At 53.9% G+C, this 13,084-nt stretch carries 14 protein-coding genes; 9 read left to right on the top strand and 5 right to left on the bottom strand.

Translation table 11 applies throughout. The features are described 5' to 3' along the window. Nucleotides 1-389: 389 nt before the first annotated feature. Nucleotides 390-1,454 (top strand): ribosome small subunit-dependent GTPase A, encoded by a 1,065-nt coding sequence (gene rsgA, locus ACYVHX_RS22900; RefSeq protein ID WP_460674024.1) that lies wholly within the window; start codon nt 390-392, stop codon nt 1,452-1,454. An 84-nt stretch (nt 1,455-1,538) separates the two neighbouring features. Here the strand turns inward: rsgA and ACYVHX_RS22895 are convergent, their stop codons facing one another. Continuing rightward, the gene (locus tag ACYVHX_RS22895; protein ID WP_460674023.1) at nt 1,539-2,225 is read right to left on the bottom strand and encodes a hypothetical protein; all 687 of its coding nucleotides are present in this window, start codon (nt 2,223-2,225) and stop codon (nt 1,539-1,541) included. Between the two features lie 165 nt (nt 2,226-2,390). On the opposite strand from ACYVHX_RS22895, the gene ACYVHX_RS22890 reads away from it, so the two are divergent. Continuing rightward, the gene (locus tag ACYVHX_RS22890; RefSeq protein WP_460674022.1) at nt 2,391-3,272 is read left to right on the top strand and encodes a phosphotransferase family protein; all 882 of its coding nucleotides are present in this window, start codon (nt 2,391-2,393) and stop codon (nt 3,270-3,272) included. An 85-nt stretch (nt 3,273-3,357) separates the two neighbouring features. Here the strand turns inward: ACYVHX_RS22890 and ACYVHX_RS22885 are convergent, their stop codons facing one another. Continuing rightward, on the bottom strand, nt 3,358-3,897 hold the full coding sequence (locus tag ACYVHX_RS22885) for a hypothetical protein (protein ID WP_460674021.1): 540 nt from the start codon (nt 3,895-3,897) through the stop codon (nt 3,358-3,360). Nucleotides 3,898-4,222: 325 nt separating this feature from the next. Here ACYVHX_RS22885 and ACYVHX_RS22880 point away from each other — a divergent pair, with 325 nt between their 5' ends. After that, a complete protein-coding gene (locus ACYVHX_RS22880) occupies nt 4,223-4,957 on the top strand; it encodes a hypothetical protein (RefSeq protein WP_460674020.1) in 735 nt (244 codons plus the stop codon). Nucleotides 4,958-4,991: 34 nt separating this feature from the next. On the opposite strand, the gene ACYVHX_RS22875 is transcribed toward ACYVHX_RS22880, so the two are convergent. From ACYVHX_RS22875 to ACYVHX_RS22865, 3 genes are all read right to left on the bottom strand, one after another. Beyond that, entirely contained in the window at nt 4,992-6,320 is a 1,329-nt protein-coding gene (locus ACYVHX_RS22875; RefSeq protein ID WP_460674019.1) for a hypothetical protein, read from the bottom strand. A 163-nt stretch (nt 6,321-6,483) separates the two neighbouring features. After that, nucleotides 6,484-7,422, bottom strand: coding sequence for a UV DNA damage repair endonuclease UvsE (gene uvsE / locus ACYVHX_RS22870; RefSeq protein WP_460674018.1), 939 nt, complete (start codon nt 7,420-7,422; stop codon nt 6,484-6,486). A gap of 89 nt (nt 7,423-7,511) precedes the next feature. Continuing rightward, nucleotides 7,512-7,823, bottom strand: coding sequence for a hypothetical protein (locus ACYVHX_RS22865; RefSeq protein WP_460674017.1), 312 nt, complete (start codon nt 7,821-7,823; stop codon nt 7,512-7,514). 226 nt (nt 7,824-8,049) lie between these two features. Here ACYVHX_RS22865 and ACYVHX_RS22860 point away from each other — a divergent pair, with 226 nt between their 5' ends. The 6 genes from ACYVHX_RS22860 to ACYVHX_RS22835 all read left to right on the top strand — a co-directional run bounded on the left by ACYVHX_RS22860 (nt 8,050) and on the right by ACYVHX_RS22835 (nt 12,895). Further along, entirely contained in the window at nt 8,050-8,586 is a 537-nt protein-coding gene (locus ACYVHX_RS22860; protein WP_460674016.1) for a hypothetical protein, read from the top strand. 223 nt (nt 8,587-8,809) lie between these two features. After that, on the top strand, nt 8,810-9,709 hold the full coding sequence (locus ACYVHX_RS22855; protein WP_460674015.1) for a bestrophin family protein: 900 nt from the start codon (nt 8,810-8,812) through the stop codon (nt 9,707-9,709). Beyond that, complete coding sequence (locus ACYVHX_RS22850; RefSeq protein WP_460674014.1) at nt 9,699-9,944, top strand: hypothetical protein; 246 nt, start codon at nt 9,699-9,701, stop codon at nt 9,942-9,944. Before ACYVHX_RS22855 ends, ACYVHX_RS22850 begins: the two co-directional genes overlap by 11 nt. Before the next feature lie 740 nt (nt 9,945-10,684). After that, complete coding sequence (locus ACYVHX_RS22845; protein WP_460674013.1) at nt 10,685-11,515, top strand: phosphatase PAP2 family protein; 831 nt, start codon at nt 10,685-10,687, stop codon at nt 11,513-11,515. A 140-nt stretch (nt 11,516-11,655) separates the two neighbouring features. Further along, nucleotides 11,656-12,174, top strand: a complete 519-nt coding sequence (locus ACYVHX_RS22840) for a hypothetical protein (RefSeq protein WP_460674012.1) — start codon at nt 11,656-11,658, stop codon at nt 12,172-12,174. Nucleotides 12,175-12,412: 238 nt separating this feature from the next. Then, on the top strand, nt 12,413-12,895 hold the full coding sequence (locus ACYVHX_RS22835; RefSeq protein ID WP_460674011.1) for a methyltransferase family protein: 483 nt from the start codon (nt 12,413-12,415) through the stop codon (nt 12,893-12,895). Nucleotides 12,896-13,084: the final 189 nt, after the last annotated feature.

The raw sequence follows: 13,084 nt of genomic DNA, 5'->3' as shown, positions 1-13,084 counted from the left end.
GTCGCTCGCTTTGTATACACATTTCGCCGAACAAGTTACAAAATTGCGCCAAAAACCGGCTATTAAAGGAGGCAACGGGCTTTCCCGGCGGTTTTCGACCCCGGGCCAAAACCGGCAAGGGGTTGATTTTCGGCATTTTCCAGTATGTCAACGTTTTGGTCTTCTGGTATTTACAAAAAAACCGTTACCTTTGTCCCGATGGCACCGTCTGCTCCTTCATATTGCCCCCTGGCCGAGATTGTCGCTTAGCGCAGGCCCTTCTTAAAGCAATTTTCCGGCTTTAACGGGTTCACTGCGTCCTTTCTGTTTGCCATTCCTTTTCATTCACTCAAGCTGCCTGCGAACTGCAAACCGGTTTCGTACGGCCCTGGCATTCGACAATTTTAGCAATGGACATCTTGCAATCCTACGGATGGAATATCCACTTTGAAAACCAGTACAATCCTCAACGCACCCCGGGACTGGAACCCGGTCGGGTTTTGACCATTGAGGGATTTAAGCATACCCTCATCAGCCGATTGGGCACCCTTGAAGCGACCGTATCCGGCGCCTTACTGAACAGCACCGAAACCTGGGACCTGCCCAAAGTGGGCGATTGGGTGGTGTTCAGGCCCTACGATCAACTGAGCATCATCACGGCGGTGTTGCCCCGGCAGAACGAATTAGCCCGAAAATCGCCCGGAAAAAGCAGCCAGAAGCAGGTCATGGCGGCCAATATCGATGCGGCTTTTATCCTGCAGGGGCTGGATCGGGATTTCAACCTCATGCGCTTACAACGCTACCAGCAGCAAATCCGGCAATGCCACATCGCGCCCATCGTGGTTCTGAACAAAAAAGATCTGGTAGCCGACCCGGAAGCGTACCGCCAGCAGGTGCGGGCACTGGGGTACGAAAGCCCGGTTTTACTGACCAGCGCCTTCGATCCGAACAGTCTGGACGAGTGGACTGCGCAGTTTCTGAAACCGGCGAAAACCTATGTTTTTCTGGGCTCGTCGGGCGTCGGCAAAAGCACGTTGCTGAACGCCCTGCTGGGCCATCGGTTGCAGCGGGAAGGTCCCGTCAGCACGGCGAATTACAAGGGTCGGCACACGACCACCGTTCGGAACCTGGTGCTGCTGCCGTCGGGCAGCCTGATCATCGATGCCCCGGGCATGCGCGAATTCGGGGTAACGCTGGAGGAAGATGCACCAGTTTCGGTGAACCATCCGCACCTGGCGGAACTGGCCTTACAATGCCGGTTTGACGATTGCACCCACCAACACGAACCGGGTTGCGCCGTCATCGCAGCCCTGGAAACCGGCGAACTGCCCGCTTCGGTATACCGCAGTCACCAAAAACTGGCCCGGGAACAGGCTCATTATCAGACCAGTGCAACGGACAAAAAACGCACGGAACGCCAATTTGGTAAAATGGCCAAACAGGTGGTGGCGCACCGGAAAAACCGGAAATACTGATGATCTGCCGGTGGTCGAAATTTTCTTGACAGCAAAACCGTGCCGGGATGACCGGCACGGTTTTCTTTTAAGGGTCCAAACGAATCACGGCCAATCGTTTTGCAACTTCTCCCGGTTTTTGAACACTCCGTATTTGATACCCAGCTGGAGGTAATTGCTGTAAAACAGCGCCGTCGGGCGGGGACCGATTGGACTTAATTCGCTGAAATTGGTCAATCTGTAGTAATAACCCAACTGGACTTCCAGCCGATCAATGGGCTCAAAATGCGCTTTAGCAACCAACGAAGTCACTAATTTCGTGGGAATATACGGAGCCGTCGGAATCGGATTGGCAGCCAGTTGAGGATTAACAGGACGAAAGGAAAGCAGGTAAGCGACATCCGGCCCGATGGAAAGCGACGTCCGCTTCACCAGATCTACCTTCAGGTACGGAGAAAGCACCGAATAGTCGTAATAGTTGCGCATCACCACTTTCCGGTCCGAATTTTTTATGGACTGCCGCATTACTAAATAACTCAGATCGAACCCCAGGTTTAACCGACCGGCATACCGCTTCTCAAAATTAACGCCGACGCGAAACGGTGGGGCAAAATCAAATCCAATAAAGCGGGTTCTCCCAAGGGATCGATACTCAAGGACGTTTATTTTCTGGAATGGATAGCCACCCCCCAGCAGCAGACCGATCCGCGGTTTTTCCTGAGCAAGCGTTGCGATGCCCGGAAAAAAGACACTCGCTACCACCAAAAAGTATTGAGTGAGCTTCGTGTTCATTAAGTCCATGGTTTACTTAAATACGCTTGTCAGCCCGGTTTCGTATTTCACCGGTTTTCCGAAAAATTGTCGGCGGCCTGGTACGGATTTCAGGCGGTTTTTGAGCAACTTTAAACGATGAAAGAGCTTCCTTTTCAAGTATTTTGAGTCGAAACAAGCAGCCTGATGAGCCCCCGATCCGTCCTTGACATTCTAGCCCGTGCGTTTCCTGACCAGGCATTTAAAACCGCCCGGTTTCTGGGCGAAGGGATGGACAACCGGGCTTACCTGGTTGATGATCAGTTCATTTTTCGCTTTCCGAAACGCGCCGAGGTGGCCCGGCATCTGACCCGCGAGCTGGCACTTTTGCCCCATTTGCAGCACCTGCCCCTCCGGGTGCCCAATGTTCAGTTCGTGGGCACCAATCCCGAAAACCGGCTTCCGTTTGCGGGCTATCCGCTGCTACCCGGTCGTACGTGGAACGAAACCGACTTTGGTCAGCAATCACCTGAGCATCAAACCAAAACCCTGCAATTGATCGGCGGTTTTTTAACGGAACTGCACCGGTTCGATGTCGAGCAGGCAATCCGGTTGGGTGTCGAAATTCACCATTCGCAGGAAGACTACCAAACGGATTATGAGGAACTTCAAACGGATCTTTATCCTTTTCTTGCTCCTTCCCAACGAAACCGCATCGATGAGCGGTTTCGGGCGTATTTGGGCAACCCGCTGCATTTTCAATACCCCAACCGACTGATTCACGACGACTTTAGTTCGGATCATATTCTGTGCGATCCGGCAACGGGCTGGCCCCAAAGTGTAATTGATTTTGGCGACGTGGCCATCGGTGATCCGGACCTGGACCTCAAGTACGTGTACGACGAACTGGGCCGCCCGTTTGTTGAGCGGCTTCTGTCAGAAGGGCATTACCAAACCGCCACCCCGCCGGCGCTTCTGATGCAGAAGCTGGCGTTTTTCAATTTTTGCGAAGCCCTGATGGACGCCCTGGATGAACTGGCCGGGAGTCCGGCACGGCTTGCTCCTGCGCTCGACGCTCTGCTGCGATAGTTTCGGTTTTCCCGTTTCCGGACGCTAAAAAACCGCCCGGTTTCGACAGGCGGTTTTTAGCGTTAGAGTTCTTCAGCGATTCCCTTTACAGCGACGCGTGGTAGTTCGGATTGGCGACGGAATAGGCCATTAGCTCCCAGGCATGCAGTTCTTTGGGATCCTGATTATACGGATACAGGTCGGTCGAATAGCTCGCCCGCACGTCGCCTTTTTCCCCGTAATACGTAAACGTCATCGGATGGAAACCCGGCTGTTTTTTTGCGTAGACAACCGCCCCGCCCGGCAAGGTGTTCACCGCCGGAACGTGGATGCCTTCCGGGGCGTTTTTGGTCAGTGTTCCCGCGTACTTGCCATCAATGGAAATCGTAACGTGATGAAACCGCGTATGCGTTCGGCCGAGTTCGCGGGTGTAAAAATAGTAAACGCCGTGGGTGGCAGTCGGCAGCGGGATCAGTTGCGTTCCCGGCGGCAAGTCCAGGGGGGCCGGCGGCAGGCTGGCCGGGGTGCCGTTGGTCCGCTCCGGAGCCTCGCCCACCGGTTTTTTCAGGGGGCTAACGGTGGCATCCTGCGGTTGGCAGGCCAGAGCAGCCCAAACGACGCCAAGTGTTAAAACGAGTTTTTTCATGGTGTGATTGTGGATTTAATAGTACCACGACCAAAAGTAGGCGGTTTTGAAAGCCCACCTGAAGCGACGCTGGCTGATCAGCCCAAACCGGGTTTCCACCCGACCAAAGGCGGTTTTGACGAGATGAATGAGGAACCGGCCCAAATCCATTTTCTCCGGAAGCCTTTTCCGGCGCCTGGTCCAACACCAGGCGGTTTTAACGGTCGGTTTTATCTTGTTTGGCAGAAATTAACGCGCCAAAATCCCCAGAAACGAGTATCTTAGAGCACGGAAGAAAACCGGGCGGCCCGGGCAGAACGCCGTCGGTACTGGTTCGTAAATGAAAATGACAAAGCGTGTGCGGATCCTCGTTGGCTTGCTCACGGTTCTCGCCGTTGAGAGCCAGGGTCAGTGCGTGGTAACGGAAGACAAACAGAAGCGGGTCGTCACCATTTGCCAGGGCTATACGGCCCCCCTTGGCCTGCTGGTCAACCGAACCGACCGGAAACAGTCGCTCTCGCAAACCGTCTACCTGGGCAGCGAATACCTGACCTACCCGGTTTGGCAGCACGGGAGCCTGGAGTTCGGAAACCGCCGGAACGCCATTTCGTGTCAGATCGCCTACAACCTGCTGACCAGCCAGGTGCTGTGCCAGTTTGAAGGCGATTCCGTCATCCGAACCGTAACGCCGGACGCCTTCACAATCAACGATATCCACTTCGTGAGCCAGCTCAACAGCAAAGGCGACCGGACGTATTACCGGGTGCTGTACGCCGGAAAAATCCGGTTACTGGCCCAGTATAAATGCAGTTTGCGCCGGGTCGAGAAAGAACCGTATACGCTCGATCAGGCCTTCGACGGCACCTACAACCGCCAGAAAAGTTTCTTTATTCAGCGCGACGACCAGCCGCTCCGGCGCGTCGGTTTGTCCCGCAAATCGCTGCTGGACGCGCTGGACGGCACGCCCGATAAACTCCCGGATTACCTGACCAAAAAGAAACTGACGATTTATGAGCTGGTCGATGCTGTCGCCTATTACGACGGTTTTGCCGGAAAATCACTGCCCGGAAAGAACCTGTAAACCGTCGACTCTGTTCCGGGCAGTTTACGGCTCATCAGGGTTTTAAAACCTCCATCCGGAACGAACCCGTCAGCGGTTGCTGCTCCAGTTTCCAGTTTTTGTTGCAAACGCCTTCGGCCATGTAGACAATGGCAAAGAACGTGCCCTTCACAAATTTCTTCCCGTTTGTGAACTCCACCTCCTCGATCTGAACACTGCCGGGCGACGCTACATTTTTGCCGGGGCAACTGTCGTAGTAGTGGCTCATCCAGCGTTTTTCAACGGCGGGGTCGTGCAACCCAAAAACCGCCGTGGTTTTGTTGGTTTCGCTTTCTTTCGAAGCTCCGCTGTAAAACGGATACTTACCGACCGCCAAATCCGTCGTGCCTACCCGCAGCATCAGCGTTTCGTCGCCCACCACGCAGCTCAGATACGTCTCCTTCCCAATGATCGTGGTGGCAAAATTCGATACCTCACGCGGAAAATTGTTGACCGACAGGTCGAAATAGGTCTCCAGGCCGATGTAGATTTTCTGACTCAGCATTAGTTTGAATTTCTTGCCCGGAAAGGTCAACTCCGTGGTAACGAGCACCGGATTCTGTTTCGGCACCCGCGCCGGCGCGGTGTAGGTGGCCCCTTCGCTGCGGTCTTTCAGCGTGCCTTCGCCAATCAGTTTCCAGTTCTCCCCGAAGCCCCGGGCCTGCTTGAGCGGTTTTTCTTTCGCGTCTTTGGGGTAATTGGCGTTGTAGGTCAGCAAACCGGCGTAGAGATCAACCGACTGCCCGGGTTGCAGCGAAAACCCCTGCCCGATGCCCGACGTAATGACGGCAAAATCGAATTGCGCCAGCTCGTAGGGCGTCCAGTCGCTGAAGTGCTCCATCGGCACGCTGATTTCGTGGCGGCTGGTGTTGACGCTGCTTCCGGCAATGTCGTACCACACCTTGTTGTCGCGCTGGCAGGCGACGCCAAAGTTCTCGGCGCGCTCACTGGTCATTTTTGCCGCATCATACTGAAACGTCAGCGTCGCCGGTTTGCTGAATTTCAGACCTTCCGGCGAAAACCGATACGCCTGCCCCAACCCGTGCGGATTCTCGTTGGTAATGGGCTGAATCGTAATGCTGGTCGCTTTGTCGAGGGCTCCGGCGGGCAGTGTCAAGGTGGCTTTGCCGTCGGCCGTGGCGATGGTGCCGCCTTCGGGACCAATGGTTTTGCTGGTGGCGTTTCCCTTCGGCTGGCCGACTTTGGTTTCGGTGCCGGATTCGTCCGGTAGCTCAATGCCCGGTTCGTCGGGATTCTCGGGATTCACCAGGTCCTGATCGTGTTTACAGGCGGTGAGGGACATGGCAAGGCCCCAACCGATTAACAGGTAGTGTCGTAATTTCATGGTGTTGTTTACGGTTCTGAACCGGCCCGTTATTAAGCCGTTACAGTACAATAATACCCCAGCAATCCGGCCGGAACGACCCGATTCTCACTGAGTTGCCAGAAATTACGCTTCAATTGCCACAAGATTGGCACGATCTGGAAAAACCGCTGCCGCCGACGCCCTATTCCGGTAATTGCTTCATCAGCTTCTGCACGGCGGGCGGAATAACCGGCTCCTCACCCCGCAGCCGCAGCACGGCGAGTTCTTTCATTTTGGATTCAAAGACAATATCAACTTCTTTGCCGTACGTATTCACCGCCGAATAGAGCCAGTCGGCGTGGGCTTCGCGCCGGGCGCCGGGGTCTTCCCGCTGCTGGCGCGAGTCGGAGTAGTGAAAAACCGGACGTACATCCCAGGTGTCGTAGGCCGCCAGAAACGCTTCTTCTTCCGATTGAAAACCGGGATTCAGCGAGTGGTGGAAATAATCGAAAACAATGGGCGTGCCGATGGCTTCGTACACCGGCACCAGATCGGCCACGGTGTAGAGGCTGACCCGGTCATCATTTTCCACCGTCAGCCGGGCGCGCAGGTTTTCGGACAACAACCCAAAATGACGCGCAAACCGGGCCAAAGTCGCTGTTTTGTCGCCGTAGGTGCCGCCCGCGTGGATGTTGATTTTGTTCCAGTGCGACGGTTTAAGACCCATCAGATCAAAAATCTCCGACTGGTATTCCAGGTCTTTGATGGTATTGTCCAGCACCTTTCCCTCCCCCGCCAGGTGATTGAACGGGCCGGGGTGCGTAGTCAGGCGGATGGGTCGCCGGCCGATGGTTTCCAGCGTAGCCCGGATTTCCGAAAAATCCGGCAGGTCCGAGATCCGGTATTCCGACGCCCACGGAAACACATCCGACGAAATCCGGAACAGGCCAAAACCGTGTTCGATGTTCCAGTCGACGATGGTCAGCAGATCCTGCACGTTTTTCAGCGCCAGTTCGGAGGCATAGGCCAGTCCCTTTTCGGCGAATGTCTTTTTAATCATGCCCCGGTTGGTCGTCACCTTCTGGGCCTGAAGGCTCAGGTTGATGCAGGCATAACCGGTGGAGTAAGGTGTCAGTATCATCCCTCTGTAACCAAAAACCGGGTCCGGCGGTTTTCGGAAATAAGCTGCCTGTCGGCGGGTGTGCCGGCGGTTTTCATCCGGTCCGCGATTTAACCGAGCGTGTCGATGGCGGTCTGGGTCTGGGCCCGAAGCGCCAGGAGCACCTCAACCTGCCGGGCGTCAGCGGTCTGCTGGATTGCGGCATCCAGGGTGACCAGGATCACCGTCAGGTAATCGGGGGTCGGAATGGGCCTCTGCCGGCCCAGATGCAGCTCGCCAAATTCGATCAGTAACGTCCCCAGTTCCTTGTCGCTGCGGGCGTCGGTTCCGTCGGGGTTGCGAATGGTGCCGGGGGCCAGCCCCTGTTTTTTTTCCAGATTTCCGATCTGAATATCGCTCCGGGTTTTACGTGTCTTTTCCATCGGTCTGTGGTTTTCTTCTGCAACCGATCCGCCACCGAATTGCCGCAAAAACTTAGTGTAGTTCCCCAAATTCCAGCAACCGTTCGCTCATTGGACGGTTCCGGACCCGTTTTGAATCCGCCAGATTTCCTTTTCATCCCGGCGGTCTTTCACCCGTTCCGCTGGCTTCGGGCTTCCGCTACCTTTGTCGTGTTCAATCAAACACACCTAACAAATACACAATCACATGAAAAAGCTTATGTTAGCGCTGGCCCTGGTTTGGTCGGCCACCGCGTGCCAACAGCCGGACGCCACCATTGCTCCGGTTTCCGATTCGGGCTCACAACCCGCTTCAACCGCCAACCTGACCGTTACGCCAACCATTCCGGACGATATCGACTGGCAGACCATTCCGGTTACGACAAAACCCCGGCCCTTTCCGTCGCCGACGCACGGCGTAGTGGTGCTGTACTCCACCGCCATTGGCCGCAAAGCCCCCAACGGAGAAACCATTACAAGGGCGGTCGTCTACGACCGTGATTCGTACAATCAAAACCGGGAAACCTACTTAAAAACGTTTACGACGCCATTCGACTGGAATGCCTGGCAGGGCACGCCCCCCCAAAGCCTGCTCAATGACAGTAATTCGTTGTATCTAAAAATTCAACCCAAAACGCATCTTTACTCGGTCTATTATTACAACGCGAAAGGAGCCATGGTCCTGCGTCAAAGCCATAGCGTTCTTAATTCAGAGCCTTTTAAGTATTACTTCAGACAGTTTTAAATCATCCTGAAACCGCCCCGGATGCGGAACTGAAAAAATATTTTCGATTTTCTGAAACAAATTTTAACGGGGGCGGTTTTATGAATATGTTAATCGCTGAAGGGCGGGGATACCGTGAAAAGTACCTGTTTGAGAAAATAACCGTCTTTTAAGCGATAGTAAAAAGCCAGGTGACTTCGGTCGTCTGGCTTTCTTTAGTAATGAGGGTTCCAATCAAAACCGTATGTTACTAGAAAAACCGATTCCGTTTACCTTTCTATTCCGGAAAATTCGGCGGGAAGCCCTGCTGATCTTTCTTTTTGCCAATATGGTGGTGCTGGCCAAATTTTTCTTTCACCTCCGGTACCTGACCATTCCAATTGCCATTCCGACGTTGCTGGGTTCCTGTATTTCCCTGCTGCTCGCGTTTCGTTCCAACCAGGCCTACGACCGCTGGTGGGAAGCCCGCATCATCTGGGGCGCCATTGTCAACGACAGCCGCAGTTTTATCCGGCAGTTGCAGATGTTTCTGCCCGACAGCTCCAACCGGCAGCCGCTGCTTCAGGGGTTTGTGCAACGCCATTGCGCCTGGTGTTTTGTGCTCGGTGACAGCCTGCGGGGGCAGGAAATTGCCGGGCGGCTGCGCGAATTTCTGCCCGATGGAACCGCTGAACGGCTGCTAACCGCCGACAATGTACCGAACGCGATCCTGGTCGAACAGGGGTTGGTAATCAGCCAGTTGTACCGGGAAGGGCAACTGACGGATTTTCAGATGACCCACCTGAGCACGACACTCAACAACCTGACCGATTCGATGGGCCGCTGCGAACGGATCCGAAATACGCCTTTTCCGCGCACGTACACCTTCAACCTTCAGTTGTTTATCTACATGTTTTCGGCGATCCTGCCGTTCTGTTTCGAGGCCGATCTTTTTTACCTGGATGTGCCGCTGGTAACGATTATTTCATGCGGTTTTCTGCTGGTCGAAAAAAGCGGTATTCAACTTCAGAACCCTTTTGGAACCACCCCGACCGATACCGCGATGACCACCATCGCCCGCAACATCGAAATAAACATCAAGACGATGACCGGTTTTGACCTCATTCCGAACAAGATCGAACCGTACGCGTATTATGCGTTATAAGGTGGAAGAAAAGCAGGAAAACCGGATGATTTGGGGAGGGTACACCCCGCTCCCCACCGGCCACATACCAGGAGGTGTTCAGAATGCGGGGCATTACTTCTTACTTAATTTAAACGCCTGGACACTTCCTTCACCCGGCGAACAGGCATTCAGAAGCAGCATACTGACCGCCATCCAGATAAAAGGAAAGAATCTTTTTATGGGAAGGCATTTTAAACAGGAAGAATGGTATTAAAACGGCTGTGTACCAAGGAGTAAGAACCGGTTTTTGTCGAAATAGTTGCCAGTAGCTGTTCTTTTGATTTTATCAACTAAGGAACAAGGCGTAGAGACTCAGGGGAATATTATTTTTTAGGCCTTCGCGGCTTTTCTTTCTGGTGAACTGCTGGACTGACGATTTTCCAGCTAAACCAGATTTTTTATAGTCAAACTTTATACTGTTTTTCATTGGTCTAAACAATAATAGTGAACAAATTGTATACACTAGTAATTGATCATATAAATGGGGTAACAAAATAGCTAGACGGCATTGCCCTCTAGCTATCGGAAATTTATCTATCGTTAAAAGGCAGGGCGTATCCGCAAGGAACGCCCTGTTTTTAATTAACTATTTTACTATAAAATCTTCTTTTTTTACCAATTAAATCACGTTTACGGTCTGGGATTTATCCACCTGTCAGATCAACGATCGGTTGGCTGCCATCACCGGATTTCCCTGCACCGTCTTATGAACCTAGCCGAAGGTGTCGTAAACGAAGTGCCGCGTAACCGTGTGGCAATGGTTCTCAATCTTCATTGGAAAATTGTTTATCAAGCGTGTAAACCGGCGCATCCCCATTGTCAGGTTCTGGCGTTCAATAGTGGAGACAGCAATAGGGGAATGCAGGAAATTCAAATTGGGAGCATCCTTGCCCTTCCGCAACCGCTCCATTGCCTAATAAGTGGTATACTTGTTAGCCCGTTCGCACCGTAGTCATGAAAAAATACCTGATGGGGTTGCTGCTCATCACCCAGTCCTTTGTTTCGCCGGGTCAGTCGGACCCGCTCAGCCCGTCGCCCTACCGCGTCCATCGCGCCTATGAACTGTCGGGATCGCTGGCGGTGCTCGGTACGTCCATTTTCGGTTTTCGGCAACTGGACCGCTACGCCAGCCTGACCGCCGATCAGGTCTTGAAATACAACCCGCTTCAAATCAACGCCTTTGACCGGCCGGTCGCTTATTTTGATCCAGCCCGGTTTGACGCAGCGCAGCACCGCTCCGACCAGTTTCTGAATCTATCCATTGCCAGCCCCCTGCTGCTGCTGCTGAGTAAAAGCGTCCGGCACGAAGCGCTGGATGTGCTGACGTTGTACACCACCGCGCATGCCGCCAACAACCTGCTGTATTTTGCCACCACTTTTTCCACCCGGCGGGCCCGGCCCCTGGTTTATAATCCGGCCGTGCCGCTTTCCGAAAAAACCGGCAACGCCAAAACCAATTCCTTTTACAGCGGCCACGTCGCGTTCAGCAGTACGGCGACCTTTTTCGGGGCCAAAATCCTGACGGATTTCTACCGCATCCGGGGCTGGAAACGAATTGCCCTATTTACGGCGGCTGCGGTGCCGCCGGTTCTGGTTGGCGTTAACCGGATGCAGGCCGGCAAGCATTTCCGAACCGATGTGCTGACGGGCTTCGTGCTGGGCGCGGCCTGCGGCATCGGCATTCCGGCGTTGCACCGCATCCGGTCCAAAAACCGGGCCTTGTCGTTCCAGCCCGCCTTGGGGGGCCGCGGACAGCGCGGGCTGGTAGTTACGTACGCATTTTAGAGCCGCTCCGTTTCCTCATTGAGCCTTTTTCTACCGGATTTGGGTCGCCCAAAACCGCCTTTCATCCCGGCCCGTGGCCCGGCGGGTGACGGGCTGCGGTTATTTTTACGGCTGCATACCAACAATTCACGCATCACACCATGAAAAAAATCATTCTGGCACTCGGTGTAAGCTGGGCCGTCCTGGCTTGTCAGCAGCCCGATGTCACAATCACCCCCACTAACCCGTTGCCAAAACCAGAACCCTCGACCAGCCTCGGCAGCCCGATTCATCTTCCCGACGGCGTGGAGTGGGAGTATCTGCCGACGGTAACGCCGTTTCAGTCGGTCAGACACGGGCAGGTGATTTTTGCTTCCTGCCTGAACGACAAAACCGTGAACGGCCAGTTGATCCGCATCACCAAACTGTTTCGGTATGACCCGGTAACGAAAACCGAAACCCTGTTGAAAACCTTTACCGGACACATTGCCTGGAACGTACAGGACGGCAACCCGCCGATGCGGCTTCTCAATGAGCACAATTCATTGACCCTGAACACCGAGTCGGGCCGCCAGTCTTTTTTGGTGCGGTATTACGGGGCGTATGCCCAGCAACTGAGTCTGAGCAGCGCGTATGACGTCACGGTAAAACCGCTTACGCGCTACCGGTTTACGTTTTAAGCCGAGCCGGTTCGTACAAAAAACCGGCTCGTCGGAGCAACTCTTTCGCTTACCCTCAAAACCGGGTCTTAGCCACATCCGGTTTTGAGATGGGCCCCCGAACAGAAAACCGGCTCATTCGTTTCTACTGAACGCCCTTTTCAACGCGTGCCCCGGAATGTATAACCTGTTCATTTTGCTTTGCTGGTTTGTTTTTTTCAGTGTCTGGCTTTTCCTCAGCCAAAAAGCCAAACAAACCTTGCCTGCAACGAACCCCTCCGAGCGCTCTTTCACGCGGCTGGTGATGGTGGTTGCGGTCGTCATTTCAATGGTTATTCATTTCAGCGTCCGTTGGTTAGCCGACTACCCGGTTTTTCCGGTTCATTCCGTTGTGCAATCCATCGGTTGTTTACTGTGTGCCGCCGGTGTCGCCTTTGCCATCTGGGCGCGTACGCATTTGGGCCGTAACTGGGGAATGCCGATGTCGGTGAAAGAAAAACCGGATCTGGTTACGACGGGGCCCTACCGAACCATCCGCCACCCGATTTACACCGGCATTCTGCTGGCCATGTTCGGCTGTTTGGTCACCGCCGGATTCATGTGGCTGATCTGGCTGCTGCTGTTTGGCGCTTATTTTATCTACAGCGCCCGAAAAGAAGAAAACCGCCTGCTGGACCTGTTCCCAACCGACTACCGGGCGTATCAAAAACGGACAAAGATGTTGATTCCGTTTTTGCTTTAGGAAAATCGGGCGTGGCTTCGGTTTGGTCTTTGGAGTTACTTTATCGCCCTGGTGAAGGCTGGGTGACAAGGTCGAATCGTTTGCGTCGCGTACGAACGCCAACACGTCGGTTTTCAACCTAATCTTACCACTACTGACGTAATCCGCCCTAAAAAGGACGCATATCACCCCTGTGAGTACGCTTCATAA

Source organism: Larkinella ripae (assembly GCF_054780775.1).
This window is presented reverse-complemented; position numbering and strand designations above follow the sequence as displayed.